This window comes from Natrarchaeobius chitinivorans (genome assembly GCF_003841505.1).
Classification (GTDB): Archaea; Halobacteriota; Halobacteria; order Halobacteriales; family Natrialbaceae; genus Natrarchaeobius; species Natrarchaeobius chitinivorans.
Genome location: NZ_REGA01000003.1, coordinates 264,280 through 289,274 on the forward strand (window position 1 = coordinate 264,280; position 24,995 = coordinate 289,274).

General features: G+C 64.1%; 31 protein-coding genes. 8 read left to right on the plus strand and 23 right to left on the minus strand.

Annotation, left to right across the window (positions count from 1 at the left end):
• Positions 1-46 precede the first annotated feature (46 nt).
• On the plus strand, positions 47-1,003 hold the full coding sequence (locus EA473_RS05610) for a phytoene/squalene synthase family protein (protein ID WP_124194680.1): 957 nt from the start codon (positions 47-49) through the stop codon (positions 1,001-1,003).
• A 133-nt stretch (positions 1,004-1,136) separates the two neighbouring features.
• On the opposite strand, the gene cruF is transcribed toward EA473_RS05610, so the two are convergent.
• The 3 genes from cruF to EA473_RS05625 are packed head-to-tail and all read right to left on the minus strand — an operon-like array spanning position 1,137 to position 4,526.
• Complete coding sequence (gene cruF, locus EA473_RS05615; RefSeq protein ID WP_124194681.1) at positions 1,137-2,063, minus strand: bisanhydrobacterioruberin hydratase; 927 nt, start codon at positions 2,061-2,063, stop codon at positions 1,137-1,139.
• Complete coding sequence (locus EA473_RS05620; RefSeq protein ID WP_124194682.1) at positions 2,056-2,925, minus strand: prenyltransferase; 870 nt, start codon at positions 2,923-2,925, stop codon at positions 2,056-2,058. The genes cruF and EA473_RS05620 overlap by 8 nt, the downstream gene beginning before the upstream one ends.
• Before the next feature lie 5 nt (positions 2,926-2,930).
• Entirely contained in the window at positions 2,931-4,526 is a 1,596-nt protein-coding gene (locus tag EA473_RS05625; RefSeq protein ID WP_124194683.1) for a phytoene desaturase family protein, read from the minus strand.
• Positions 4,527-4,668: 142 nt separating this feature from the next.
• Here EA473_RS05625 and EA473_RS05630 point away from each other — a divergent pair, with 142 nt between their 5' ends.
• Complete coding sequence (locus EA473_RS05630; RefSeq protein WP_124194684.1) at positions 4,669-5,373, plus strand: SDR family NAD(P)-dependent oxidoreductase; 705 nt, start codon at positions 4,669-4,671, stop codon at positions 5,371-5,373.
• A gap of 52 nt (positions 5,374-5,425) precedes the next feature.
• Here EA473_RS05630 and EA473_RS05635 read toward each other — a convergent pair whose 3' ends face one another.
• The 6 genes from EA473_RS05635 to EA473_RS23010 all read right to left on the minus strand — a co-directional run bounded on the left by EA473_RS05635 (position 5,426) and on the right by EA473_RS23010 (position 9,846).
• Positions 5,426-7,273: a DUF2339 domain-containing protein gene (locus EA473_RS05635; protein WP_124194685.1), complete on the minus strand. Its 1,848-nt coding sequence runs from the start codon at positions 7,271-7,273 to the stop codon at positions 5,426-5,428.
• Positions 7,274-7,489: 216 nt separating this feature from the next.
• Entirely contained in the window at positions 7,490-7,774 is a 285-nt protein-coding gene (locus EA473_RS05640; protein WP_076609512.1) for a translation initiation factor eIF-1A, read from the minus strand.
• Between the two features lie 148 nt (positions 7,775-7,922).
• A complete protein-coding gene (locus EA473_RS05645) occupies positions 7,923-8,432 on the minus strand; it encodes a YkgJ family cysteine cluster protein (RefSeq protein ID WP_124194686.1) in 510 nt (169 codons plus the stop codon).
• 149 nt (positions 8,433-8,581) lie between these two features.
• A complete protein-coding gene (locus EA473_RS05655; protein WP_243645197.1) occupies positions 8,582-8,692 on the minus strand; it encodes a cupredoxin domain-containing protein in 111 nt (36 codons plus the stop codon).
• A 282-nt stretch (positions 8,693-8,974) separates the two neighbouring features.
• Positions 8,975-9,697: a fumarylacetoacetate hydrolase family protein gene (locus EA473_RS05660; protein ID WP_124194688.1), complete on the minus strand. Its 723-nt coding sequence runs from the start codon at positions 9,695-9,697 to the stop codon at positions 8,975-8,977.
• A 26-nt stretch (positions 9,698-9,723) separates the two neighbouring features.
• Entirely contained in the window at positions 9,724-9,846 is a 123-nt protein-coding gene (locus EA473_RS23010) for a hypothetical protein (RefSeq protein WP_279387641.1), read from the minus strand.
• Here EA473_RS23010 and EA473_RS05665 point away from each other — a divergent pair.
• The gene (locus EA473_RS05665; RefSeq protein ID WP_124194689.1) at positions 9,839-10,045 is read left to right on the plus strand and encodes a hypothetical protein; all 207 of its coding nucleotides are present in this window, start codon (positions 9,839-9,841) and stop codon (positions 10,043-10,045) included. The genes EA473_RS23010 and EA473_RS05665 overlap by 8 nt on opposite strands.
• Before the next feature lie 79 nt (positions 10,046-10,124).
• Here the strand turns inward: EA473_RS05665 and EA473_RS05670 are convergent, their stop codons facing one another.
• A complete protein-coding gene (locus tag EA473_RS05670; RefSeq protein ID WP_124194690.1) occupies positions 10,125-11,192 on the minus strand; it encodes an amidohydrolase family protein in 1,068 nt (355 codons plus the stop codon).
• Between the two features lie 153 nt (positions 11,193-11,345).
• Here EA473_RS05670 and EA473_RS05675 point away from each other — a divergent pair, with 153 nt between their 5' ends.
• Positions 11,346-11,885: a nucleoside-triphosphatase gene (locus EA473_RS05675; RefSeq protein WP_124194691.1), complete on the plus strand. Its 540-nt coding sequence runs from the start codon at positions 11,346-11,348 to the stop codon at positions 11,883-11,885.
• A gap of 158 nt (positions 11,886-12,043) precedes the next feature.
• On the opposite strand, the gene EA473_RS05680 is transcribed toward EA473_RS05675, so the two are convergent.
• From EA473_RS05680 to EA473_RS05730, 12 genes are all read right to left on the minus strand, one after another.
• On the minus strand, positions 12,044-12,244 hold the full coding sequence (locus EA473_RS05680) for a hypothetical protein (RefSeq protein ID WP_124194692.1): 201 nt from the start codon (positions 12,242-12,244) through the stop codon (positions 12,044-12,046).
• A gap of 105 nt (positions 12,245-12,349) precedes the next feature.
• On the minus strand, positions 12,350-12,766 hold the full coding sequence (locus tag EA473_RS05685; RefSeq protein WP_124194693.1) for a hypothetical protein: 417 nt from the start codon (positions 12,764-12,766) through the stop codon (positions 12,350-12,352).
• Positions 12,767-12,821: 55 nt separating this feature from the next.
• On the minus strand, positions 12,822-13,673 hold the full coding sequence (locus tag EA473_RS05690; protein ID WP_124194694.1) for an adenosylcobinamide amidohydrolase: 852 nt from the start codon (positions 13,671-13,673) through the stop codon (positions 12,822-12,824).
• The gene (cobD, locus tag EA473_RS05695) at positions 13,670-14,713 is read right to left on the minus strand and encodes a threonine-phosphate decarboxylase CobD (RefSeq protein WP_207890145.1); all 1,044 of its coding nucleotides are present in this window, start codon (positions 14,711-14,713) and stop codon (positions 13,670-13,672) included. The genes EA473_RS05690 and cobD overlap by 4 nt, the downstream gene beginning before the upstream one ends.
• Positions 14,703-15,815: a nicotinate mononucleotide-dependent phosphoribosyltransferase CobT gene (cobT, locus tag EA473_RS05700; RefSeq protein ID WP_124194696.1), complete on the minus strand. Its 1,113-nt coding sequence runs from the start codon at positions 15,813-15,815 to the stop codon at positions 14,703-14,705. The genes cobD and cobT overlap by 11 nt, the downstream gene beginning before the upstream one ends.
• Before the next feature lies 1 nt (position 15,816).
• Positions 15,817-16,401 carry an NTP transferase domain-containing protein gene (locus tag EA473_RS05705; protein ID WP_124194697.1) on the minus strand — a complete coding sequence of 195 codons (585 nt, stop codon included), beginning with the start codon at positions 16,399-16,401 and terminating at the stop codon, positions 15,817-15,819.
• Positions 16,401-17,159: an adenosylcobinamide-GDP ribazoletransferase gene (cobS, locus tag EA473_RS05710; RefSeq protein ID WP_124194698.1), complete on the minus strand. Its 759-nt coding sequence runs from the start codon at positions 17,157-17,159 to the stop codon at positions 16,401-16,403. Before cobS ends, EA473_RS05705 begins: the two co-directional genes overlap by 1 nt.
• Complete coding sequence (gene cbiB / locus EA473_RS05715; protein ID WP_124194699.1) at positions 17,156-18,214, minus strand: adenosylcobinamide-phosphate synthase CbiB; 1,059 nt, start codon at positions 18,212-18,214, stop codon at positions 17,156-17,158. Before cbiB ends, cobS begins: the two co-directional genes overlap by 4 nt.
• Entirely contained in the window at positions 18,205-18,372 is a 168-nt protein-coding gene (locus tag EA473_RS22190) for a hypothetical protein (RefSeq protein ID WP_165875209.1), read from the minus strand. The genes cbiB and EA473_RS22190 overlap by 10 nt, the downstream gene beginning before the upstream one ends.
• Positions 18,369-19,007, minus strand: coding sequence for an HAD family hydrolase (locus tag EA473_RS05720; RefSeq protein WP_124194700.1), 639 nt, complete (start codon positions 19,005-19,007; stop codon positions 18,369-18,371). Before EA473_RS05720 ends, EA473_RS22190 begins: the two co-directional genes overlap by 4 nt.
• A 179-nt stretch (positions 19,008-19,186) precedes the next feature.
• A complete protein-coding gene (locus tag EA473_RS05725) occupies positions 19,187-19,798 on the minus strand; it encodes a translation initiation factor IF-2 subunit beta (protein ID WP_124194701.1) in 612 nt (203 codons plus the stop codon).
• A gap of 403 nt (positions 19,799-20,201) precedes the next feature.
• Complete coding sequence (locus EA473_RS05730; protein WP_124194702.1) at positions 20,202-20,588, minus strand: DUF5789 family protein; 387 nt, start codon at positions 20,586-20,588, stop codon at positions 20,202-20,204.
• A gap of 111 nt (positions 20,589-20,699) precedes the next feature.
• Here EA473_RS05730 and EA473_RS05735 point away from each other — a divergent pair, with 111 nt between their 5' ends.
• The 4 genes from EA473_RS05735 (at position 20,700) to EA473_RS05750 (ending at position 24,143) form a co-directional block, all read left to right on the plus strand.
• The gene (locus EA473_RS05735; protein ID WP_124194703.1) at positions 20,700-21,149 is read left to right on the plus strand and encodes a universal stress protein; all 450 of its coding nucleotides are present in this window, start codon (positions 20,700-20,702) and stop codon (positions 21,147-21,149) included.
• Positions 21,150-21,674: 525 nt separating this feature from the next.
• On the plus strand, positions 21,675-22,349 hold the full coding sequence (locus EA473_RS05740; protein ID WP_243645194.1) for a TIGR00266 family protein: 675 nt from the start codon (positions 21,675-21,677) through the stop codon (positions 22,347-22,349).
• A gap of 865 nt (positions 22,350-23,214) precedes the next feature.
• Positions 23,215-23,661, plus strand: a complete 447-nt coding sequence (locus EA473_RS05745) for a twin-arginine translocation signal domain-containing protein (protein WP_124194705.1) — start codon at positions 23,215-23,217, stop codon at positions 23,659-23,661.
• Between the two features lie 2 nt (positions 23,662-23,663).
• The gene (locus EA473_RS05750) at positions 23,664-24,143 is read left to right on the plus strand and encodes a calcium-binding protein (RefSeq protein WP_124194706.1); all 480 of its coding nucleotides are present in this window, start codon (positions 23,664-23,666) and stop codon (positions 24,141-24,143) included.
• Between the two features lie 37 nt (positions 24,144-24,180).
• On the opposite strand, the gene EA473_RS05755 is transcribed toward EA473_RS05750, so the two are convergent.
• Positions 24,181-24,825, minus strand: coding sequence for a helix-turn-helix domain-containing protein (locus tag EA473_RS05755; protein WP_124194707.1), 645 nt, complete (start codon positions 24,823-24,825; stop codon positions 24,181-24,183).
• Positions 24,826-24,995: the final 170 nt, after the last annotated feature.

A 24,995-nucleotide genomic window follows, 5' to 3' on the forward strand; every position in this document is an offset into this window, starting at 1 on the left:
AGGAGCTACACCTGACTGCCCGCTGGTGGAGTCAGCGAGACCGAGAATGCAACAGGAACACATCGACGCGGGGAAGGCGATCCAGAAGCGAACCGGAAAGACGTTTTATCTCGCGACGCGATTTCTTCCGGAACGGGTTCGTCACGCCACGCACGTTCTCTACGCGTTCTTTCGAATCGCGGACGAGGTCGTCGACGACGCCGACGGCACTCCCCCGGCCCAACAGCGGGCCGAACTCGAGGACCTCCGCGCACAGGCGCTCGGCGAGGTCGAACCCACCGATCCCGTCCTCGAGGCGTTCGTCGAACTCAAAGCGCGCTACGGCATCGCCGACGAGGAAGTCGAGGAGTTCGTCGACGCGATGGCGACCGATATCACCACGAGTCGGTACGAGACGTACGCCGACCTCGAGGCGTACATGCGCGGCTCGGCGGCTTCGGTCGGCGTGATGATGACCGCGATCATGGAACCGGAGATGGAAGAAACCGCGCTCCCCCACGCGACCAAACTCGGAGAGGCCTTCCAGTTGACGAACTTCCTTCGCGACGTTCGGGAAGACGTCGTCGATCGAGATCGGATCTATCTCCCCCAGGAGACGCTGAGCAACCACGACGTCTCGGCCGAGCAGATCGAATCCCTCGAGTACTCCGAGGGGTTCGCCGGGGCGATGGCCGACGAACTGAAACGGGCCGAACGGCTCTACCGCGACGGTGTCGCCGGCATCAGGTACTTGCCGGCCGACTGCCAGCTTCCGGTGTTACTCGCAGCCGTCCTCTACGCCGAACACCACGCCCTGATCCGGAACCAGGAATACGACGTCCTCGAGTCCGAACCGGCGCTCTCGACGTCGCGAAAACTGTGGTGTCTTGCGAAGACCCGCTGGCACTGGCACTGGAACCGCGACCCCGAGGCGGTGTTCCAGCGGGTTTCGGCCGTCCCACCGATCGAGGCGGATGCCGACTCGCGTGACTCGAGATTCGGCGGCCACACGCCGACCAGATAGTCCGGCGGACTCATTCTGACAAGATAGTTCGGCGGATACAGTCCAGTGCGGGAGCGATCGCGAGAGGTCGGTGGACTCATTCTCGTCTCGGTCGGACACCGGCATCAGTGCTCGTCTCGGTCGGACACGGGTGTCAGTGCTCGTCTCGGCCGGACGCATCGGTGTCAGTACTCGTCTCGGTCGGTTGACTCTGCCAGTTTCCGGGGATCGCCGTGTAGACCATGTCGACGTCGTAGCGGTCGGTTCGGAACAGCCCCAGACAGAACAGTCCGGCAACGGCGGCGGCCAGCCAGTTACCGTAGAGAACGTTGATCGTTCCCCACAGCAACACGAAACTCACCAGATCGTCGAGGACGAACTCACACTCCCGAACGCGGTCGATCAACCGTCGTCGGTCGAACGCGAGGTCGACGAGAACGACGGCGACGGTCCCGGAGAGCACCCAGCCGACGTAGTTCGAGACGGGAACGCCGTAGTAGATACCGGGCGGGACGAACTCCCAGAAGCCGATCGCGACCGCCGCGGGATCGAGCACGAGGTCGACGGCTACGACGGCCGCGATGGCCGTCGGAATCCTGACGAGGAGGTGGTCGCTCGAGTCGCCGAGTATCAACAGGGTGAGCAGGTAAGCGTTCACCACGAGCGGGATGAAAAACAGCGGCAGGGCGAGTGGAACCTCGCCGAACAGCATCGGACCGAGTTGAATCGTGTACTCGAACGCGCCGTACGGCCAGTCCGTCCGGACGCCGACCGTTTCGATCGCGTACGTGTACGCGGTGAGGACCCCGAAGCAGGCGAGGGCCCACGGACCGATCCGCGGAAGCAATCCGACGACCAGTGGCGATCGCATCACCAGCGTTCCGAACAGTATCAACAGCGGATTGTACGCGAGCGGCTGCGGTAACAGCCCCTCGGCGCTGGCGACCAGCGTCACCGCACCGACGAACGGGAACACGACCGCGATCGTGAACCGATTCTCCCGGATTACCGCCTCGAGGCGGTGCTGAATCGTCGCTCTCGCGTCGCCGTCCTCGCCCAGCCCGAGGAGCCGACTATCCATACATCAGCCTCCAGAGCCCGCCCATCGTAATCACCGCCCCGACGCCCGTGTTGATCGCGGGAAACCACCAGTACGCGCGGTCGACGGCGACGCTCGAGAGCGCAATCGAGACGGCGAGGACCGGATAGACGGCCATCACGGCACCCAGCCGGGGGTCGAGCGCTGCGAACGCGGCGGCGCTCGCGAGCCAGCACGTACCACAGTAAGCGTACGTCCGGCGTTCGCCCAGCACGGTCGCGGTCGTCTGAATACCGCTTTCCCGATCGGGCCGAATGTCGGGGATCGCCGAAAACGTGTGCATCCCCATCGCCCACAGCCAGCCGCCGACGACGGCGAGGACGGGTGGGTGGGTTCCGGCGATGGCGGCGTAGGCGGCCGCCCCCGGCAGGACGTACAGCCCGTTCGAAAGCGAATCCAGCAGCGGGGTCGTCTTGAACCGAAGCGGCGGGGCGCTGTAAGCGGCCCCGAGAGCGAGAAAGCCGGCGAGCCACGGCCAGGCGGCCCGCGGGACGACCGCCACGACGGCCAGTACGAGCCCGCCACAGAGACCCGTGACGACCGGAACGTACCGCTGACCCCGGTAGCGCGCCTCCCGATCGCCTTTTTTCGGATTCTCCGCGTCGACATCGCGGTCGTACACGTCGTTTATCCCGTAGAGGAAGACGTTCGCCGGGAGGAGAAAGTACCCGAAGAGGACGATCGCCGCGAGCGAAAACAGGGCGTCGGTCGTCCGGGCACCGTAGGTGACGCCCACGAGGACGGGGCCAGCGAGGTAGAGCCAAAAGCGCGGACGGGACAGCGTCAACAGGTACGAGACGTCCCCGAGAATCGTCGATCGGTCTCCGATCTCTCGGTTTCCCACCCGTCTCACCTCCGCTCCGGCCCGCCGTAATCTTCGAGGACCGCCTCGGCGGTCAGCTTTCCGCTGATCAGACACATCGGCACCCCGATTCCCGGCGTCGTATCCCCGCCGACGAAGTAGAGCCCCTCGACCTCGCTCGAGCGGTGGGGCGGGCGGAACAGCGACGTCTGCCGGAGGGTGTGAGCGAGTCCGAGTGCCGTCCCCTGAAAGCTGTTGTACCGACTGGCGAAGTCGTCGACGCAAAAGCGCTCCTCGAAGACGATTCGGTCCCGGAGGTCGGTTTCCGCGTTCTCGGCGAGATCCGCGAGAATCGTCTCGCGGAACTCCGCGCGGATTTCCGGCGGATCGTCGAGGCCCGGAGCGATCGGGACGAGGACGAACAGGGCGCTGTGTCCCTCCGGAGCGACGCTGTCGTCCGTCTTCGAAGGGACACAAACGTAGTAGGCCGGGTCCTCGGGCCACTCGGGGTCCTCGAAGATTCGGTCGAAGTGATCCGTCCACTCGGCCGGAAGGACGAGCGTGTGGTGGGCGAGTTCGTCGACGTCGCCCTCGACGCCCAGGTAGAGCAAGAACGCGGAGGGGGCGTACGTTCGACTCTCCCAGTACTCGGCGTCGTATCCCCGACGCTCCGGGGTGAGCAGGTCCATCTCGGTGTGGGCGTAATCGGCGTTGCTCACGACGAGATCCGTCCGGAGCGGACCGTCTGTCGTCTCGACGAGAAAGGCCCCCTCGCGGCCCTTGATCGCCGTCACCGGCCGCCCCGTCTCGTACTCGACGCCCAGCTCCCGTCCCAGTTCCTCGAAGGCGTCGATCACGCGGCCGATTCCACCCTGGGGGTACCAGACGCCCAGATTGAAATCGACGTGGCTCATCAGGTTGTACAGCGCCGGCGTGTTCGTCGGCGACCCGCCCAGAAACACCAGCGTGTACTGCATGATCTGCTGGAGTTTCGGGTGCTCGAAGTAGTCCTCGACGTGACCCTGCATCGAGCCGAGCAACGACAGGCCTCGAGCCTGCCGAGCAACGTCGAGATCGAGGTAGTCGCGAACCCGCGTGCGGTCCTCGTAGACGAAGTGTTTCATCCCGACCTCGTAGTTCTTCCGCGACGTTTCGAGGTAGCGCTCGAGGCTCTCGCCCGCCCCTTCCTCGTACTCCTCGAAGACGGCTTTCGTCCGCTCGAGGTCGGGCGTGATGTCGACCCGATCGCCAGGCACTCTCGCGTCGGCAGACGGGTGAGCCGTCTCGCTCGAACCGGTTTCGCCGCTCCGTGTTGTACCCGAACCGTCAGCGACCGACTGCTCTGCCCCTTCTTTGAAGAATATTCGGTAGTGAGGATCGAGCTGAGTCAGCTCGTAGTAATCGCTCGGTGTCCGGTCGAAGTCCGCAAAGAACCGCTCGAAGACGTCGGGCATCAGGTACCACGACGGCCCCATGTCGAACCGGAACCCGTCCCGTTCGAGCCGACTCGCACGACCGCCGAGCTGGTCGTTTTTCTCGACGACGCGGACCTCTGCACCTGCATCCGCGAGATAACACGCCGTCGAGAGACCACCGACACCTGCCCCGACCACGACGACGGACTCGCCGGCCAGCGATTGCATACTCGAGTTGAGTGTTTTCGGTGTGATAAATCTGTTTCACACATAGGTAGGTTACATCTGGGAATCTCGACAGATGCGAAGTCGTCCGATACCGATGCAGCCCACCCGGTTGTTCCTTGTCGGTCGGCGTCGTACACGGGGTATGGACGGACAGACAGCAGTCGTCACCGGCGGAACCCGCGGAATCGGTCGTGCCGTCGCGGACGCGTTCGCCGCCGAGGGAGCAACCGTCGTCGTCGGGGCTCGAGACGCCGCGGCGGTCGAAACGGTCGTAGAGGATCTCACGGACGCTGGCGCGACGGCGGCGGGCATCCGGACCGACGTCCGCGACGAGTACGACGTCGAACGGCTCGCCGAGACTGCCTCGAAGGCGGGTGACAGTTCCCATCAGGGAATCGACGTCGTCGTCGCCGCTGCGGGCGTCTACCACGGGGATCCGGGTGAGACGCCGATGACGGCGGAGTCGTACACGCTGGTCGACGACCACTGGCGGACGAACGCTCGAGGCGTCTTCGCGACGATACGGGAAACGCTCCCGCATCTGAACGACGGCGCACGAGTGCTCGTTCCGACCGGTTCGGTCGCACGGGCCGGCAAGCCGGGATACGGCTCGTACGCGGTCTCGAAAGCGGCAGCGGAGGCGATCGCTCGAGGATTCGACGCCGACACAGACCACGTCGTGTGGTGTCTCGACCCCGGACAGGTCGCGACCGAGTTGACGAACGACACCGGTCGCGATCCGGAGTCCGTCGCGGGGATGTTCGTCTGGGCGGCGACCGACGCCGATGCCTCGGAACTCGACGGAGCCGTCCTCGATCTCGCCACCTGGAAACGCGCGACCAGATGATCGACCCTTCACGACAGTCCGGTTGAAACGGATTTGACTAGCGAAACTACACCTACTCCTCACGCCGGTCCGGTAACTCGAGGTCGATCTCGAGGTCGCCACGCGATCGGGCGTAGACGTAGGAGGCCGTCAGCAACACGGCTCCGAGGACGAGAAACGACAGCGTCCGGGCGACCGTATCCAGATCCCTGGTGTCGAAGAGGAACACCTTCGCGGTAGCGAGGCCGAGCACGGTGATCCCCAGCATTCGGACCCCCCGGACGTCGCTCGCGAGCCCGACTCCGAGCAGGGCGGAGCCGAACAACACCCACGCGACCGAGATTCCCAGACCCGACAACTCGAGGGCGAGAACGACGGCGCCGAGACCCGTCGCGGCGACGGCGTAGCCCGCGACCGTCGGCGGGGCGAATCGCCGCTCGACGTCGGTCAACGAGTCGGTCCGCTGGAGCCACCACGAAAGGGCGTAGAACGTCCCGATCGCGATCGCGAACGCGACGGGACGGCCGGTCAGGGTCGCCACTGGATCGGCGGCGTCGAATCCCGAAAGCCTCGTGGCGTCGACGGCGAGCAGTTTCAGGAGAACGCCGCCAGCGACGACGTGGGCTCCGACTCGGAACCCGGGTGCGTCGGCGATCCTCGAGATCGCCACCGCGGCGACGACGACGGCGAGCGCACCGACGGTCGTCGCGAACGGTCCGGCGGCCATCGCGATTCCGATAGCGAGAACGGCGACGGCACTCGCCGCCGCTGCCCCGTCGCGGCGAACCGGGCCGCGATCCGTCGCGGCGTAGGTCACCGCGAGCGCGAGAGCGACCGCGACCGCGCCGACGCCGTCGATTGCTGTCTCGGGAAACCCATCTCGTAACGCGATCTCGAGAAACAGCGTCGCGAAGGCGGCGTTCGCGACGGTTACGAGGGCCAACCGGACCCGGTTGAGTCGTCCGGATACGCCCTCGGTTCGCAGTTCGACCAGTCGGAGAACGTAGCCACCGATCAGGTAGAGGACGAACGCGAGGCCGCCGGCCGCTCCGATCGCGGCTGCGGGCGGTTCGACCGCCACGAGCCACAGCAGGAGGACGCCGTAGGTAGCGAACGTGCTGGCGCTTACGAGTCGACTCCACGGTCGGATCGTCGCGATCGCGACGAGTCCCGCGCCGAGCAGGAGGACGTACGCCGGCGTCAGGACGACCGTCGCGGCGTCGGTGCTCAGCGTGGCGGTCACGTAGCCGAGCAGGAACGCTTCGCCGGCGACGAGCGGGGCTCCGTCGCGGACCGAAACGATCGCCGCGACCGCGACGAGCGCCGTCAATGCGGCGAGAACTGCCCACAGCGGCGTTCCGATCGCCTCGCGATAGCTGTCGAAGCCGTAGGCGGCGTAGACGCTGAAGTACGCGATCGCCAGCCCGGTTCCGGCGGCGATGCGTCCCCAGCGAACGTACCCCTGCCGGGTGGCCGCGAACCGACCTCCCGCGAGCAACCCGACGCCGGCGAGCGCACCGAGCGCGACGCGCCCGGCGGGACCGAGTAACCCGATCTCGATCGCGAGACGAACGAAGAAGACGACGCCGACGACGAGCGCGAGCGCGCCGACGAGTCCGAGCCACCGAACCCCGAGCGCGAGTTCCCAGTCCCGGTCGGCTGCCAGCCGTTCGCTGACCGCACTGCCGCCCGGCGACTCCGTCGACGCAGCGTCCGGCGACTCCGGGGGGTCGTCCGGTTCGTCCCCCGTCGTCGCCACGTCTTCGGCGGCAGTCGGTTCGTCCGAACCGTCGACGTCGTCGGTTTCGCCGGGTTCGGATTCGGGCGGCGGTTCGGACTCTATCGCCTCGAGTCGACGATGGAGGGCGTCGACCTCGTCGCGAAGTCGTTCGACCTCGCGACGGAGCTCGTCGTCGTTCATGAGCGGTTACACGTTCTCCGCCGATCGTATAAAATTCGGGGGAGGAAGTCTGTTCGGCCCGTTTCGACTCCCGTACCGAACCCTCGACTACTGATCGCTACTGTCGATCGAACTATGATTCGATATCGCCGGATAGGATTTATCTGGGCCGAGTCCACCAATCACTCGCCACAGCGCTGTCGCTAATCGGCGTTGCACTCGAGAGAAGTTGGCGTTTCAGTCGATATGACCTTCGCGGCGGAGCTGATCGGCGTCCTGGCTGGTGTAGCGCCACTCGATGGTGGCTTTCTCGTCCTGCCAGTCCCAGGGTTCGGCGACGACGATGTCGTCTTGCTCGATCCAGGTGCGGTACTTCATCCGACCCGGAATTCGGCCCAGGCGCTCTTCGCCGTCCTCACAGCGCAGTTGCACGTGGTTGCCACCAAGGTGTTCGGTTACGACGGCGAATACTTCATCGCTGTTGGGCATACGGAGGTTCCGTCGCCCGGATTCTTCTGTCACAGACGAATTACGCTCGGCACACGTTTAAATCATTGGAGACGTGCGGTAGCACTTCACGCAGTAAACGAGCAACCGGCCCCGAGAACCGTTCTGGTCGTTCAGACGAGTGAAATCGTCGTCCACTGGAGCGAATCGTCGGGTCTCTCGTTCAGAGTTCTCGCTCCGAATCCGGATTCTCGAGGTCCCAGAGAACCGCCGGGAGAAACGCCTCGAGGTTGTCCACGACCGTCCGTTCGCTGACGTTCAACCCGTCGCAGTGGTCGTGGGCTGATTCGCGAATATCGACGTGGAGGCCGTCCTCCTCGAGCCAGACGGCAAGCGGGAAGACCGAACACCGCGTCGGCTTCCAGTCGTCCTCGAGGTGAAGCGAACAGAGGCCGTCCTCGCGGAGGAACGCGCAGGCGTGACCGTCTTCGGCGACGTGCGTATCTCGGTCCTTTCGTTCGCGGGTCACGAACTTCTCGCCGCGAAAATCGGTCGTCGTCTCGGAGAGGTTCGCCCGCTGAGCGAGTTCGATCAGGTCCCGGTCGTAGAGCAAGACACCGTGGTGACAACACCACGTACAGTCCTCGACGCACTCGAACGTGAGGTCCGGATCGAACTCGACGACGGCTTCACAGCCCGGATACACCTCGACTCGGCGGGACTCGGCGCTCACATCCACCGGCACGGGCCGCGGATGGAAGTGCCTTTCCTCTCGAGTGAGACGGACCAAAACGGGCCGTCGGTTGGCGGGGATCGGGTGACCGGAGATCGGCGGGAATCGGACGATCGGCGATCAGCGGGGGTCGAGTCACCGCCGGTCGCTCACTCGATCTCGAGGGCACCGTACATGAAGCCGGCGTGGGGCGAACAGTAGTAAGGCTGCCTGCCGGTCTCACTGGCCTCCCACTCGAACTCGTCGCCCTCGGCACCGATCGTCGGCGTCGAACTGACCGCGAACGCCGATTCCGAAGTGGATCAGCTCGTCGCGATCCGCTTCCGACAGGTCTCCCTCGCCGCCATCCGATGCGTCCCAGCCGGTTTCGTGGTCCTCGCTTCACTCTTCGGGTGGAGTCAGCACGAACCCGTAAGCGAATGGACCGAGGTCGGCGTGGCCACCCCTTTCCGACCGATTTCCGTCGAGGTGGGCCCCTTTCGACCGACGCGAACCGTCTCGATCGTCAGCTCCTTCGATGGCCCGCTCGACGAAGTGTACTCTCACTCGGTCGGGTTCGCTACCGGGTTCCTGAGGGTTCCGACGCCCTCGTAGGTAATTTCGACGGTGTCTCCGGGTTTGATCAGCCCCGGGTTCGCGGGGCTCCCGAACGCGACGACGTCGCCCGGTTCGAAGGTGAACCGCCTCGAGAGGTACGAGACTATTTCGTCCGGGTCGAACAGCATGAGTCCGGTGTGTGCCTCTTGTCGCCGTTCGCCGGATACGTCCGTGTGCATCTCGAGATCGGTCGGATCGACGTCCGTCTCGAGCCACGGTCCGAGCGGGCCGGATCCGTCGAACGCCTTCCGTGCGGTTCGGCCCTGCTGGTCTAACGCATCGACGTCGTTCATGATCGTGTAGCCGCGGACGACCTCGGGTACTTCGGCCTCCGGGACGTCGTGACACCGTTCGTCGATGACCGCAGCCAGTTCCCCTGCGTAAGTCAACTCGTCGGTAAACGAGGGGTAGGGAATCGGCGCGTCGTGTGCCCACACCGACGCTGGCGGTTTGATGAAGAAGTCGGGCTCGTCCGGTCGCTCGTACTCCATCTGCTCGAGCGTTTCGGCGTAGTTGCGCCCGACGCAGTACAGCGCCGACGGCTCACAGGGCGGGAGCAACTCGCCGTCGACGCCGACCTCGTAGCTGCCGTCCTCACCGTGGACGACGCCGTCCTCGTACCGTCCGGCTCTCGGTCCGTCGTCCGTCGAAACCCTCGCGAGTCTCATTATCGACGAACCCGTCCGCGGAGACGTCAGCCTACCGGTTCGATTCGGGGATCGACCACGTCCCAACTACTGGACGACCGAGACGCGCGCTCGGCGTACGCAAGCGAGACGCGTTTGCCCTCGCTGGTCGTCTCGTGGGATATGTCCACGACAGGTGCACGCGACCGATCGAATCTGCTGAAAAACGCCGGCGTCGTCACGACGCTCATCGATGCCGTCATGGAGTTCTCGAAGGGACGTCACAAAAGCGGAGCCCTCCTGCTGGGCGCTGCCGCGGTTTCCTCGCGGATTCCGGGGTTCGGAACGGCCGTCTCCCTCGTCCTTCGAGCGTACCGCAAACTTCGCTAACCGGTGAGGCTGCCGATCGGACACCCCTCCACCCCCACGATCGGCACGACCCGAACAGGTTCGGCACGACCCGAACACGTCACCGTAACACGCCCTCGAGATTCCGATATCTGAGGTCGGCCCACGCGTCTCGGTCGAGGTCGAACCGATCGAAGAGCTCGAAGTGGCTGATCTCCTGACCCGGATAGAGGTAGTCCGTTCCGAAGACCAACTGTTCCGAGTGCTCCTCGAGAAACTCCTGTGCGTACTCCTCGTCACGGGTGAGCGCGTTCCAGCCGGAGAACCCGGAGATGTCGCCGTAGATGTTGTCGTACGCACCGAGTAGTTCGGAGACCCGGCCACCGGGTTCGATCGGACCGTCGGGATACTGTCCCCGATCCTCCCAGCTCACGTCCGCGGAGATGTGTGCCCACCACGCGTGGGCGTGTGCGAGGAAGTCGACCGACGGGTACGACGCCAGCACGTCCTCGAGTCGCGGGAGGCCGACCTCGTCCATCATCGCCTTCTCGTCGGTGTGAAACAGGATGGGGAGATCGTACTCCGCACAGCGTTCATAAAGTGTCTCGAGCCGGGAGTCGTCGATCGGCAGTCCCGCTTTCAACTCGCCGAATCCGCGAGCGCCCCGTTCGACGTATCGCTCGATAAGGTTCTCGACCGGCTCGTCACCGTACACCAGCGTCCGGGGATCGACGGTACAGAAGGGGACGAGCCGATCCGGGTGCGCTTCGACCTCCTCGAGTACCCACCAACTCGGTGCCTGAACCGGGTAGCTCTCCGGCGAGTCGAGCGCGAGAACGACGGCGCGGTCGACGCCGACGTCGTCCATCCACTCGACGAGTTCGTCGCCGCTCAGCGGCGGACGATCCAGCGTCTCCTCGGGAATCACGTGCGTGTGAGCGTCGAATAGCGGCAGATCCGTCATGGGCTCGAGCGGCGGATCCGTCACGGAATCGTCCTCCCGGTCGGCCGTCGCGGCGTCCGCTCCGGGCGCTCGATCGGTTTCGCCCGCTGTGGTCGAACCCGCCGCTCCCACGACGCCGATCGACGCGCTAACACTCCGTGCGAGCACTCGTCGCCGCGTTGCACTCTCACGGCCCGAAACGCGCTGATCGTCATCGTCGCGGGTGTCCTCCGGTGTCCGAGTCATGCCGCTCGCTCCCACGAACGCGGTGAAAAGTCTGGGGCCGGCAGGGGTTATCGGGGCATCGACTGGACGGATCCGCGACTCGACCCGTATATTTCGCGACGCGCCGATCGTTGGAGCTTAGATTCTGCGGATCCACGAATTGATCGAGAACGCGTGCCGAACAACGCCCTGATCACCGGTCCGCCACGGAGCGGGAAGACGACCGTTCTCGAACGAACCGTCGCCGCACTTCGCGAAAGCGGCTGTTCGATCGACGGGCTCTCCTGTCCGGAAATCCGCGACGACGGTGGTCGCGTCGCGTTCGAAATCGTCGCGCTCCAGGCCGACGAACGGGCCGTGATGGCCCACGTTCGGTACGAGTCGGGTCCACGGGTTGGGAAATACCAGGTCGACGTGTCGGCCGTCGATCGGCTCTCACGGGTCGCTCTCGAGACCGCCGTCGATCGGGGCGACTGCGACTGTCTCGTGATCGACGAGATCGCTCCGATGCAACTCGAGAGCGATCGGTTCGTCGAGGCGACCCGATCGGCGCTCGACGCGCCGGTGCCCGTCCTCGCCGCGATCAAAGACCGCTCGACGGACGGATTTCTCGGCGAGGTCAAAACGAGGGGTGACGTGGAGCGGTTCGCGGTCGGTCCGGAGACGCGCGACGCGCTCCCCGACCGGTTGTGCGAGTGGGTTCGTACTGGCTGAGACGGTTAACTGTACGTCATTCCCGGATCGACCGGTCGTCCTGGGGTCGCTCCGGTTGCTATAGTAACAACTGAAACGATTTACACACCGATCGCGATCAGTCTGGCAATCGGGTGTGCAATGACGTTCAGTAGCTACTATAGTTACAGCAGTCCGTATCACTCCTCGAGCACGAGGTACGTTCGAGCGCCGCGGGTCTCGAGTGAGACGTAATCGGTGTCGACGCTCGATTCGACGAACGCTTCGATTCCTCCGGCGTGTAGGTCGGTGACGTCGATTCGCGTCCGTTCCGTCTCCTCGAGGCTGCACTCGTTGTCAGGCGTTTCGTGTGCCGGGCTTCGGTCGACGATCAGCGACATACCTCTCAATTGGACGGACGGTACGTCAATCCGATCCGTGCGAGGTGAAAGTGAAAGTAGTCGAACTGGAACCGGTTGCGGACGAATTCGAAGCCAGGAGGAACCTTATTCGAGCCGCTTGATCTCGACGCGGTGGCGTCCGTCGTCGGTCTCGAGTTCGACTTCGTCGACGATCGCATTTCGCGCTCGTACTCGCCACGATTCGATCGCTTCGGCGTGACGGGTTCGGATCGTTTCGGTGTCGACCTGGTCGCCCTCCCCGTGGTCGTCCACGAACTCCGGATACGCTGTGGTGGCGTCGTCTTCGATGATCGCATCGGGAGAAACGTGGATCGCATCGGTGAGCTGGGCGTCGTCGATCCGGTAGACGTGGATACGCGCGCGCATTCGACCGTGAAACGGCGGCGTCACGCGGAGAACCGCATCGCCCGGGTTCTCCCGGCTGTACGCGTACGCGTCGACGACGTCCTCGGCCGACACTGCGAGCGAGCGGATCGACGTCGGATCGTCGTCCTCCGTCATCGGCCGCGGATTGGGCACGCGACGGTTTATACCATCGGTCGGGGGCAGCCTCCCGTCATTGCGCTCGATCCTCGCTCTCCTCGAGCGCCGGCTGAAATACCTGTGCCCGGACGTCCGTGGCTGTGCCGTGGTCTGCGTCCGCGACCGAATCCGGAATCGATCCGTCGCCGTCGTACCGCGATCGAAGCGATGCACGAACCGTCTCCCGGACGCAGGCCCGCGTCGCCTCGCCAACCGGAGTCGCGCTTCCGGTGAACGCGGCGGCCCGGCCCGCCGGATCGTGTCCGACGACGATCGCGTCGGTCGTCGTTCCGGGGAACCCGGTCGTCGCGAGCAGCGTGGCCGCCTTCGCCTCGGCGGCCACCGCGAGGAGATTCGCAAGCGCTCCGTCTGCAAGCGCCCGCGTCGTCCCGACGACGAGGTTGACGGTTCCCGGATCGGGTCGCGTGTCGGCTTCGGATCCACGCTCACCTCCCCGACGACCGTCGGACGTCGATCCGAAATCGGAATCGGTCGGGAGCGTTCCACTGTCGGGATCCATCGGCAACGCTGCCGGATTCGAGATCCCTGCCGTCGCATAGACCGTCACAGAGCCACATCGCGCGCCACGTGCGTGCTCGAGATCGACGCCGGTGAACAGGACGGGCGGCCGGTCTTCGATCGCATCCCGGAGTCCGTTCTGACTGTGGCGCTCGAGACACTCGAGGTCGGCCCTCTCGAGGCGCTCGTCGGCGTACGCCGCGAGGTCCGTCCGGCTCCATCCCTCTGGAACCGAGACGTTGTACGCGCAGTCGGTTCGTCGCCGGCCGCCGTTCCAGCCGCTCGAGAGCCACTCGGTTTCGGGTCGGTCGACTCGAAGCACCCCGTCGCGTCGAATCGCCCGATAGGCTTGCGCTCGTTCGGTCATCGCCCCGAGTTGCCACACTCGACTCCGAGTGCGGCCAGCAACCGGTCGTTTCGTCGACGGTCCTTGATCGCGATTCGGACGTGAGAGTCGAGCCCGCGAAACGTCGTCGCGTCCCGGATTGCGACGCCATCCTCGCGCGCCGATTCGATCACGTCCGCGACGTCCCGGTCGCCGATGTCACAGAGGAGATACGGGGCGTCAGACGGATAGACGTCGAATCGGGGCTCGAGACGCGTGCGAACTCGCTCGCGCTCGCGTTCGACCCGGTCTCGGGTCGCGGCGACGAACGCCGCGTCTTCCAGACAGTGCGTGCCGACCCGCGCGGCCGGCGTTCCGACCGACCACGTCCGGCGTGCGGCCTCGAGCGCGTCCCGTCGGTCTCCGGAAGCCACGGCGAAACCGGCGCGAAGCCCCGGCAGGCCGAACAGTTTGGTGAGTGATCGGGCGACGACGACGTTCTCCCGGTCTAAGCCGGCCACAGACGGCAGGTCGGTGAAGCCGAGAAAGGCCTCGTCGACCAGCAGCGTCGTCCCGGCATCCGCACAGCGGGCGGCGAACCGCTCCAGCGTCTCGGACGGGATCGCGTCGCCGGTCGGGTTGTTCGGCGTACAGACGACGGCGAGCGCGGCCGTCTCGAGCGCGGCTGAGCGCAGTTCGGGCAGATCGTCGTATCGAACGAACCGCGGTGACGCTCCTTGGAGGCGAATCTCCCGGGCGTACTCGCCGAAACTCGGGTACGGAACCAGCGCCTCGTCGCCCGGTTCGAGGGTCGTCTCCACCGCCAGTCGGATCGCCGCCAGCCCGCCCGGCGTGGGAACCACGCGGCCGGGATCGCAGTCGACGAACGCGGCCGCGGCGGCCCGAAACGCCGGATACTCGTCGTCGGGATACCGCCGCGACTCCTCGAGTGCGTCCTCGTAGACGGTTTCGACGCCCTCGGGCGTCTCCGGATTGGTGTTCGCCGAGAAGCCGAGGACGTCGGGATCCGTCTCGCCGCCGTGGGGAACCCGACCGACGGTCCGAACGGCGTCAGGATCCACGGGTTCCCTCCTGAGATCCACGGGTTCCCTCCTGAGATCTACAGCTTCCTTCCTGGCTTCGTCCGGGCGCTGATGTTCCGCCATCGCCACGACCGGTTCCGGTCGCCGACGGTTCACTCGAGTCGATCCCGAGCCGATCGCAGACGGCCACGAACCGCTCTCTCACTGCGGCCATCTTCCCGTCCGGAACGAGCGATAGTACACCGCCCATCGCGACGCCCTCTTTCGCCTCGCCGGCGCAGTATCGGTCCATCGCGACGTGACCACCCGCCTCGAATCCGGGATCGGTCACGACGAGGTCGCACTCGAGTCGCTCGCAGGCGTCCTCGAGTCGACGGCCCTGCTCGCCGGCCACGAACGAAGTCGTCGCGATCGAAATCGGATCGTCGACCCCGGCGTGTCGGAGGACCGCAGCGACGGCGACCATCTGGGTTCCCCCGCCGAGGATCACGGAGCCGCCGGCGTCGAGAACCCCCGCAGCGAGGCCGGCGACGGTCGGCTGAACCGGATCGCCGACGGCCCGGATCGCCGACAGCGGCTCTCCCGCGCAGTCTCCTGGCTCGAGGCCGCTCGCCTCGAGTCCCGCCTCGACGACCCGTTGCTTGCGATCGATCGGGTTCTCGGGGAGCGAGGAGGAGACGCTCGCGGGTTCGCCGAGTGCGGTGAGAACGCCGAGTGCCGTCGTCGTCCCGCCCGGGACGGTTTCGCCGACGACGACCTCCTCGGCCGGAAGGCTCGACCCGAAACTGCGTGCGCGCTCGTAGACTGCCGCCGCGTCCGGAACCGCCTCGGATTCCCGGAGGTCGGTACCCGGTTCGACCCCGAGGCCGACCGTCGGCGCACCCGTCGGCCGGGCCAGTCCGGCGTCGATCACCGAGAGATCGACGTCGACGACCGCTCGAACCGCCCGCGTCACCGCCGCGGGCGTCGGACAGCCCGTCGGACTCACCGGCGTCACGGGTGCGAGAACCGGTTCGCCGTACTCGAGGATTTCGACGTCGGCCGAGGGCGTGTGTGCCATCAACTCCGGCGATGCACCGGCCGCGCTGATGCCGTCGATCAGCGCCGTTTCGGTCGTACCGGCCGCAAGGAGTAGGTGCACGTCACTCCACCTCCTGTCGAGGGAGTAACTCCGCCGCGAGTCGGGCGTCTTCGATCCTGTTCACGTTGACCGCGAGTCGGACGTCGTAACTGACGTGTGTCATGGATGTGCTATCGCTGCCGACGATGTTGACCCCGGCCGGCACGAGGTTCTCGTCTCGGTGCTCGCTCGAGTCGACGCTCGCTCCGAGCCGTCGTTTGAGCGCCCGCGGAACGCAAACCGTTCGCGAGGCGTCTTCCTCGCCGTGTCTCTCTAGTATTCGATCGACAACGTCGCCCTCGAGCAACGGGAGGTCGGCGGCGACGGTGAGAACCGGCGTCTCGAGTTCGGGCCGGTCGAGGACCGCCTGGAGATCGGTGACGTAACCGTCTCCGGGGGTTTCGATCGCCTCGAGGCTTCGAACGTCCGATTCCTCGAGGTGTGTTCGCGTCTCCGGAGCGTTCGGAGACACCGCGGCGAAGATCGTCCCGACGCGTTCTGCAGCCTCGAGTGCGGCCGTCACCCGGTCGACCATTGGGATGTCGCAGATCGGATACAGCGGCTTCTCGCGGGCGCTCTTGAGGCGCGTCCCCTCTCCACCACACATCACAACAGCGTCCACGCGATCACCCCCGCGTGGAGACCGACGACGCGTCCGATCTCGTTTGCCGCCCCGAAGACGTCGCCGCTGACGCCGCCCAGGTGGCGGTTCGCCCAGTACCAGACGAGCCCCGTTCCGCCGATCGCTGCACAGAGGGCGATCGCGGCCGGGTGCGGCCAGACGAACGCTACCACCGCGAATACGATGGCCCCTGGGAGGACGAACCCGTTGGGGGTCGAGGACGCGGTGAACTGTCGCCCCATCCCGTCGTACCCTGCGGAGCCGAAACAGGCCATCGCCGCCATCCCGAGTTTCGCACCGACCTCGACCGAGACGGCGACGCCGACCGCGACGACAGGGGACGTTCCGGCGAGCCCGTATCCCCCGAGGGCGACGCCGACGATCACGACCGTCACCGCGAGCAGCGCGCCGACGCCGGTCGTCGTATCCGTCAGGACCGCCCGTCGGCGTTCGACGTCGCCGTGGACGACGACCGCGTCGCCCACGTCCGCGACGCCGTCGAGGTGGTTGATCCCGGTCACGAGGTAGACCGCGACGAGGTACCCGAACGCGACGGTCGCCGGTGACAGCTCGCCGGATGCGAGCAACGGAACCGCCGCGGTCGCTCCTGTGAGGAGACCGACGAGCGGAAACGCGCCCGGCGTCGATCGAAACGCCTCCCAGTGGTCCTCGCGGCTGGCTACCGGAAGACGGGTCAGGAAGGCGACGGCACCGCGCGTCGCACGGAGCCAGCGACGAATCACCGTTTCACCTCCGCGGTCCGACGGAGGAACCACTCAGCCGATTCGGCCACGCGAGTCCGGGTCCGAATCCAGTCGCCGATCCGACCGCGAACGTCGATGGGGTCGAACGCCGCGAACTCGAGGACGACCCCGAACGTGTCGACCACTATCGAACCGACGGCGGCGATCAGCACCGAAACGACCGCCGCCGTCCCGACGACGGCGAGCGCTCGATCGCCGTCCTCGAGGGTCGGCAACGCAGCGTCGGGGTTCAGATCGTAGCGTCCCGGTTTCACCAGCCGAATCGAGAGGACGCAGGCCAACGTCGCCATCGGCCAGCCGGAGTTCGGAGAGGCAGGTGCTTTCGCCCACGAACGAGCGCGACGGAGCGCCAGCGGATCCCCGGCGACGGCGGCGATCGCGGCCGCCGTAAGCCGGGCGGGAATCCACATCACGACGTCGTCGAGTCGAGCGCTCGCGGTCCCGATCGGTTTCGAGGGGTAGCCGAGCATCGAGTCCAGCGTGTTGACGGCCTTGACCCAGACGGCGACTGCCCCAGCGAGCGGTAGCGACACCGGCGCGAGCAGGGCAAACGGCAGAAGCGTCGCAACCAGCCCGTCCGCGAGGTTCTCCGCCGCGCTCTCTATCGCCGCACTCCGGATCTCTTCGGGAGAAAGCGTCGAGGCGTCCCGGCCGACCAGACCGCGAACTCGCTCGCGGGCCGTCTCGAGGTTGCCGTCGCTGGCGACGACGACCTCGTCGGTGAGTTCCAGCAACGACCGGAGGCTGATCGAGAGAAAGAGGACGATTCCGGCGAGGATCGCGCCGGCCAGCGGTTGGAACTCGCCGATAAAAAAGACGAGAGCGCCGACGGCCGCGGCCGGGACGAGCGGGAGGACCAGCGCGATGGCGACGCCGATCCGTCGTTGCCCCCGCTCGTCGTCGCTCCACTCCCGGTCGACCGCGTCGACGAGGCGGCCGAACCAGGCGACCGGGTGGAGGGCGTTTCGTGGCTCCCCGACGAGCAGATCGAGGCTGAACGCGAGGGCGATCAGCGCGAGCGTCGTCAGCGCCACGCTTTCACCCCCCAGACGAACGCGTTCGTTTCGCCGTCTCTGGTCCGATCGGCCGTCGGTCCGTCGACCCCGAATCGAACCACCGCCGTTCGACCCGGTCGGCCTCGAGCGGTCATCGATCGGTTTCGAGCGGTCATCGATAGATTTCGAACCGTCATCGGTCGGTCTCCCCTCCTCGTTCGGCGAACCGATCGGGAACCGTCCGAAGCGGCGACTCCTCGAGCAACAGCGCCGTCCCGCCGATGCGCTCGATTCCACCGTCGGCCCGCGGGTCGTCGCCGACGTGGAGGAGGTCCTCGACAGCGATTTCGAGTTCGTCCGCCGTCGTCTCGAATATCTCCGGGGCGGGTTTTCGCCAGCCGCAATCGACGCTCGTCACGACCGCGTCGAAGTCGTCCCGGTCGAGTGCGGACTCGGCGAGCGTTCGATCCACGAGGCCGGAGACGCTGCAGTTCGAGCAGACTGCGACTGGTCCCCGACTCCGGGCCGCACTGACCGCCTCGAGCGCGCCGGCGTTCGTTCGGACCGCCGGCTCGAACGCCGAGACGACCGCACGTCTGACGACGTGTTCCTCGCTTTCGATCCCGCGACTGGCGAGCGCGTCGAGGACGTGAGTCGTGAGCGGAACCTCTGCACCCGCCGGGACGTCGACGTGTGGCTCGGCGTAGGCTTCGGCCCAGTCGTCGGGAACCGGAACATCGCGGCGCTCGAGTTCGGTTGCGACGGCTCCGGCGGGGTTTTCGGTCCTGTCCGCGGCGACGAGCGTTCCGAAGAGATCGAACGAGAGTCCCACGTTCGCGTAACTAACCCAAACTGACTTGAGGTTCGCGGTCCGTCCGACGTCGAGTACGAGGTTCCCAGAAATCGACCGACGATCGGAACTCCCGATTCATACGGTTTACTGTACGTCGTTTCCGGAGTGCCCGGGCACCGTGGCGCGGTCGCTCCAGTAAACAGTTACAGCAATCCGTATCAGGCGAGTCGAGCGAACGCGAGGTTGCCCGAGATGTTCTTGATGTAGATCTCGACGACGTCTCCTTCGTCCGCGCCGGGGACGAAAATCGTGTAGCTGCCCTTCTCCGCGACGCCGTCGCCTTTTCGCCCGGTTCCGGTGATCTCGACCGTGTACGTCTTGCCTTCCTCGACCGCTTCGGTCTGTTGTTGTTGCTGTGCGCTCGTCGATCGCTTGGTCACCGGCCGGAACGCCCCACAGGCGTCACACCGCAGCATCGGCGTTCGGTCCTCGCGGACGAGTCGGGTGTCCGGAAGGCCACACTCCGAGCAAAGCACGTACTCGTCGACGTAGGCGTCGACCGCCGCGTCGAAGTCCGTCGTCGAGAACGTTCCGTTGTACCGGCCGCGTCCGTCCTCGAACTTTCCACTCGTTCCCATCTCCCGCTGGATGAACCGGTGGAGGTGTTCGTCCTCGCGCGAGAGGACGTCGGCGATCTCGCCGAGGTTCGTAAATCGCGTAAACGCCCCGTCCTTCTGGGCCTGTGCGTCGGGGATCTGTAGCCGCTGTTCGTCGCCCCCGATGTCGGGAACGTCGTCCATCGCCCGGTCGAGACTCGACTCGTAATCCATACGCGGTGACAGTGGTCGCTGACGTAAATCCGTTCTGCTATCGTATAGCAGTCGTCGAAAGTCGATGCACTTCCGTTCGCGAACTGCCGGTCACACGTTCGGTGCTGGCCGCGCGCGTGCTAACGGTGTAACCAACCGCGATAGAGTAGTTCCACCGGCTGCGATAGTCACGGCGGGTCGGCCCAGACACCCAGACCCTACTCGAACAGCCGTCGCGTGAGTAGTGTGAACCGTCTTAGCAGATGCAGTCTCCGGGATTAGATGTACTCCCGGTATCGAGTGTGCGCCGATGTACTCCCAGTATCCAGTGTGCGCCGGGTGTACTCCCAGCGTTGAGCGCGCGTGGGACCCCACACGCTCGAGCCCGTCTCGAGAGCCCGTGTACCACTCTCGACGACCCGGTTCAGAGCGTATCGCTTCCGCTCTCGCCGAGATTGCCCTGCTTTTCCTCGTCGAGTCGCGAGAGGTCGCGCTCGGGATTGGCTTCGTGCTGGTCGCCCGCTTCGCCCGTAATCTCGCCGTAAACAGCCTCGCGAACCTCTTCGGGGTCGTCGTACTGTTCGCCCGCGAGTCGGTCGAACACGCTCCCGAGCGACTCCGTCTCGTTTGGCATGTCGATCGGCTCGCTGCCGTACTCCGCCGCGATCTCCTCGCTCGTGACCGGATACTCGAGTTCGCCGAGGTGTCGTTCGACGTCCTCGAGGATCGATTCGCTACGATCGGCTCGACGGGATTTGCGCTGTTCGGATCGGTCCTGTGCACGGTCGCGGTTCGGCCCCTCTTCGGCCATACGTCGATCTACTCTCAGCCGCTGCAAAAGGAATCGGCAGGCGCTTGCAGCCGTCGGGTGGGTCGGATCGTCCCGTGTAGATATATGTAACTCCGGGCCTTCCTGCACCGTATGACGATACTTGCTGCAGTCGGTGAGACTGAACGATCGAAACACGTCATCACGACCGCCTACGATCTCGCAACGGTGTACGACGACACGCTCGTCGCGCTTCACGTCGTTCCGCCGGACGAGTACGCCTCCCACAGGGATTCCCTCCAGCAAATCCCTGGCTTCGGTGACTTCTCGTTCAGTCAGGAAGAAGAGACCGCAGAGCAGTTCGTCACCGAGTTCGTTTCGAACACGATCGACGACGTCGACCTCGAGCGGATCGAACCGCGCGGGCGCATCGGGACCGTCACAGACGAAATTCTCGCCGAAGTCGACGCTCTCGAGCCGCGATATCTCGTCATCGGCGGTCGACGCCAGTCGCCAACGGGAAAAGCCGTCTTCGGGAACGCGACCCAGCAGGTCCTGTTGAACGCGGATTGTCCCGTCGTCACGCAACTGCGCGACGAGTAGTCAACTGCGCGACGAGTACCGGATTGCTGTCCGGATAGCAGATGCAAATGGGTGTCGAAAAACTCGAGCCCTCGCTCGGAATTCGTTATGTTCCGGTCGCCAGCCCGTCCGCGGCCAGTTCACTCCGGACTGGTCTCGAGTTCGCCTCTCGCGTGTTCTCACCGGAACAAACGCCACACCGCTATAGTAACAACTGAAACGAGTTATACACCGATCGCACAGCTCACGGGTCACTGCGTTTCCCGCTCGCCGTTCCGCGGTTCTCGCTCACTCCGTTCTGCTCACGGGTCACTGCGTTCCCCGCTCGCCGTTCCGCGGTTCTCGCTCACTCCGTTCTGCTCCGAACCGCGTTCGCTCCGAACCGCGTTCGCTCCGAACCGCGTTCGCTCCGAACCGCGATCGGGTGTGCAGTGACGTTCAGTGGCTACTGTAGTATACCGCCGGTCTCGTTTGGGAGATTTCATATATCTTGCTGGCACTGACGGAAACATATTTAGTCTTACATTGTGACTGAAAACCAGTCATATGAACTACGAATTCACACACGATCCGTCCTACACGGTCGTTTCGGCGACCCTCGATGCCGACGAGCGGATTACGGTCGAAGCCGGCTCCATGATGAGTTACAGCGAACACGTCGAAATGGATACCCACAGCAGTTCCGACGGACTGTTCTCGTCGGTAAAGAACTCCGTACTCAGCGGTGAAACGCTGTTTCGGAACACGTTTACTGCGACCGCCAACGGACAGACGGTTCGATTCGCACACACGCAACCGGGAGACGTAACCGGAGTCGGTCTCGATTCGGAATCCGTCTACGTCCAGTCGGGATCGTACGTCGCGAACGAAGCGGGCATTACGACCGATTCGGTTTCGGGCGGCCTGGACTCGATACTCGGTGGAAAAGGGCTCTTCTTCCTCGAGGCCAGTGGGACGGGAACGCTGTTCGTCGGGAGCTACGGCGGTATCCTCGAACAGGAGTTAGAACCCGGTGAAACTCTGACCGTAGATGCGGGTCACTCCGTTGCGTGGGACGAGTCGGTCGATTTCAACACACACCGTGTCGGTGGGTTAAAGAAGACGATGTTGAGCGGTGAGGGTTACGTCATGACGTTTACGGGACCCGGAACCGTCTACCTGCAGACGCGGGATTACGACACGTTCCTCGGAGAGATCATCTCGCGGGTCAATACCAACTAGGGCGTACTACACCGTCTCATACGAATTGCTGCAACTGTGTACCGGAGCGATCGCGGGACGACACCTGGTCCTCCGGTACTGACTTGCAGTAAACCGTATCAACCCTTAGGAGCGCATGTCGGGACACGTGGTTTAGTCGCAAGGGGGGTGTCGTAGATGCGTTCACAGGATCCAACCAATGTACACTCGAGGAACCGTACGCAGAATACAACCATTTTCCACCTCTCTAGTAACAACTGGAACTATTCACCCACTGATCGCACAGCTCACGGGTCACTGCATTCCCCGTTCGCATCATCGCGGTTCTCGTTCGTTACACTTGCTCACGGGTCACTTCGTTCCCCGCTCGCCATTCCGCGGTTCTCGCTCGTCCACTCGCTCACGGGTCACTGCGTTCCCCGTTCGCATCGTCGCGGTTCTCGCTCACTCCGTTCGCTCCGAACCGCGTACGCTCCGAACCGCGCACGCTCCGAACCGCGCTCTCGTCGTGCGATCAGGTGTGCGGTGACGTCCAGTGGTTGGTATACCTCTGAAGATGGCGGTCGGAGATATCGATGAACTTCGACAGCGACCCGAGGAGGAAGCTATCGCGGTTCTTGGGTCGTGTTCGATGGCGAACTAGCGGTCGGCTCAAATGTACTGTCGGCCATTCAATTGCGAGACACTTCGACAACGCTCTCCGTTCGGTATTGTCTGTGGGGGTTTATGCACACAACGAGTATCCCTTCACGTAGCGAGATGGAACGATTCCCGACGGATCGGTGGCAGTAGGGGATGACGATACTGCAGGCGAGACGCGAGGAGTTGGGCTGGCGAGACGAACGAATGAGAACACCGAGAACCGGCAAACGCGACTACAGACAGTATGACAGAAAACATCCGGGACCAAGCAGGCGACTCGAGGCGAACGTTCATGAAGAAAGGAGGTCTCGCGGCCGCCGCTCTCACCGTCGGTACTGGAGCGACTGTTACTATCGCCACGGCGGTCAACGGCGTAGTCGCCGTCCTCCACGGAAGCGATTACTACCCGGGGGCCGATTTCGATATTCTAACTCAGTTCGGGACGAGGACGCGAAACAACTTCTTACAACAGTACGATGAGGACGAAGCGGAGTTCGACGACCCTGGCGACTGGGAGGTGTTCGTAATCCGGATCGATATCGGCGAGGGTGAAGGTGAACTGGGACATCTACTCATCGACACCGACGACGATGATCCGGACGTCGAAGCTGGCGATTCGGGTTCAATGGACGACATCGCCTCGTTTCGCAATCCCGAACGGAATCTAATCGAAACGGAGGTCGACCTCTAACCATGACGTCAAATAATCAGGATGGTGCGGACGAATCGACAGGCTTCGGGAAACGAGGGACGGCCGGGGCGACTGCGCTCGTGGCTGGTGCTGGCGTGACAGCCACTGCGACCAACGCCACAGCTCAGGATACTCAGGAAGTCATCCTCAAAGCGACCGATTACTACCCGAACGAGGAGATCGTGATCTTGTCGGATTTCGAGGAACGGAACAGGAGGGAATTCCTCGAGGAGTACGACGAGGACGAAGACGTGTTCACCGACCACGACGATTGGGACGTTTACTCGGCGTTAGTCGAGGTCGGTGAACCGGCGGGCAAGCCGGTGATCCTGATGATCGACAACGACGTGGATCCGAATCCCGGCGATCGGGGAACGGTGGGCGATTCTCCCTCGTTCAAGAACACCGAGTGGGATCTAATCGAGGTCGACGTCACGTTCGAAGACGATGACGAGAATGGCGATGACGACGGCGGAAACTAACGTGTTTTTCGACGACGTACTCGGATCTCAAACGCGCTCATTGTCTTTTAGAGATCAATTCATACGATATAAACGAGTCCAATGCGCGTCGCAGGCGCTGGGAAATTGCGCTATCGCTGACTCCTTCTTTCGTTGCTAACTCGGAAAGTGTCGTTCGCCGAGGGACCTTGAAGTACCCTTCTCGGTGCGCCAGTAAGAGTAATTCACGTTGGTCGGAGGAGAGGACGTCCGTTGTGTCGTCTGGTGACGGCACATAGATCTTTCGGAGTGTAACAGTAATACCCAAATTTGTGAGCCGGACATTAAACGAAGATAAATTATCGTGGGAGTGGAATCGGATTTTGAAATCCCATCGTCGTGCGGTACCGGTAGCTTCGAGAATTTTCGCACGGGTTTCCATGAGTGCTTGAATTAACCCGGTGATCTCTGGATCCCACGTAACTTCGAACAGCGCTCTGTTTCCGATGCGTGTGACGACATCGAAGTTTTCAATTTCGGGTTGATCACGGAGAATAGCCTCTATCTCGCCGGCACTTGCTCCGGAAATCCAGAACAGGGGAGTGATGCCTTCCTCGAGTGGTACGATACGTTCGAGTTCGATCTCCACCGCTGGAACGTCATCGAGTATACGTCCCAGGACGAACGCATCTACGGGAACGGATATTTCTGCAATAACTGACATGGTTAATTCTATTTATAGACTGAAGAGCTATTCCAGTACGCTGTTGTAATGTATAACCTGGATAGGACTACAGTACCGAAGGTGAAATACTGGGGGTGTAGTCAGTTCGGTAGCGAACTGTCTATTACGAACCCGGATATCGCGGAGTGAGAAATAGAAGCAAATCTAGT

Coding starts and splice junctions, on each gene's coding strand:
- EA473_RS05670 (WP_124194690.1), bottom strand. CDS start 11,192: ATGACTCGGACACCGGAGGACACCCGCGACGATGACGATCAGCGCGTT.
- EA473_RS22190 (WP_165875209.1), bottom strand. CDS start 18,372: ATGACGGTTCGAAATCTATCGATGACCGCTCGAAACCGATCGATGACC.
- EA473_RS05610 (WP_124194680.1), top strand. CDS start 47: ATGCAACAGGAACACATCGACGCGGGGAAGGCGATCCAGAAGCGAACC.
- EA473_RS05635 (WP_124194685.1), bottom strand. CDS start 7,273: ATGAACGACGACGAGCTCCGTCGCGAGGTCGAACGACTTCGCGACGAG.
- EA473_RS05630 (WP_124194684.1), top strand. CDS start 4,669: ATGGACGGACAGACAGCAGTCGTCACCGGCGGAACCCGCGGAATCGGT.
- EA473_RS05730 (WP_124194702.1), bottom strand. CDS start 20,588: ATGGCCGAAGAGGGGCCGAACCGCGACCGTGCACAGGACCGATCCGAA.
- EA473_RS05755 (WP_124194707.1), bottom strand. CDS start 24,825: ATGTCAGTTATTGCAGAAATATCCGTTCCCGTAGATGCGTTCGTCCTG.
- EA473_RS05745 (WP_124194705.1), top strand. CDS start 23,215: ATGACAGAAAACATCCGGGACCAAGCAGGCGACTCGAGGCGAACGTTC.
- EA473_RS05665 (WP_124194689.1), top strand. CDS start 9,839: ATGTCCACGACAGGTGCACGCGACCGATCGAATCTGCTGAAAAACGCC.
- EA473_RS05625 (WP_124194683.1), bottom strand. CDS start 4,526: ATGCAATCGCTGGCCGGCGAGTCCGTCGTCGTGGTCGGGGCAGGTGTC.
- EA473_RS05735 (WP_124194703.1), top strand. CDS start 20,700: ATGACGATACTTGCTGCAGTCGGTGAGACTGAACGATCGAAACACGTC.
- EA473_RS05685 (WP_124194693.1), bottom strand. CDS start 12,766: ATGACGGAGGACGACGATCCGACGTCGATCCGCTCGCTCGCAGTGTCG.
- EA473_RS05750 (WP_124194706.1), top strand. CDS start 23,664: ATGACGTCAAATAATCAGGATGGTGCGGACGAATCGACAGGCTTCGGG.
- EA473_RS05690 (WP_124194694.1), bottom strand. CDS start 13,673: ATGACCGAACGAGCGCAAGCCTATCGGGCGATTCGACGCGACGGGGTG.
- EA473_RS05725 (WP_124194701.1), bottom strand. CDS start 19,798: ATGGATTACGAGTCGAGTCTCGACCGGGCGATGGACGACGTTCCCGAC.
- cruF (WP_124194681.1), bottom strand. CDS start 2,063: ATGGATAGTCGGCTCCTCGGGCTGGGCGAGGACGGCGACGCGAGAGCG.
- EA473_RS05680 (WP_124194692.1), bottom strand. CDS start 12,244: ATGTCGCTGATCGTCGACCGAAGCCCGGCACACGAAACGCCTGACAAC.
- EA473_RS05740 (WP_243645194.1), top strand. CDS start 21,675: ATGAACTACGAATTCACACACGATCCGTCCTACACGGTCGTTTCGGCG.
- EA473_RS05705 (WP_124194697.1), bottom strand. CDS start 16,401: ATGTGTGGTGGAGAGGGGACGCGCCTCAAGAGCGCCCGCGAGAAGCCG.
- EA473_RS05660 (WP_124194688.1), bottom strand. CDS start 9,697: ATGAGACTCGCGAGGGTTTCGACGGACGACGGACCGAGAGCCGGACGG.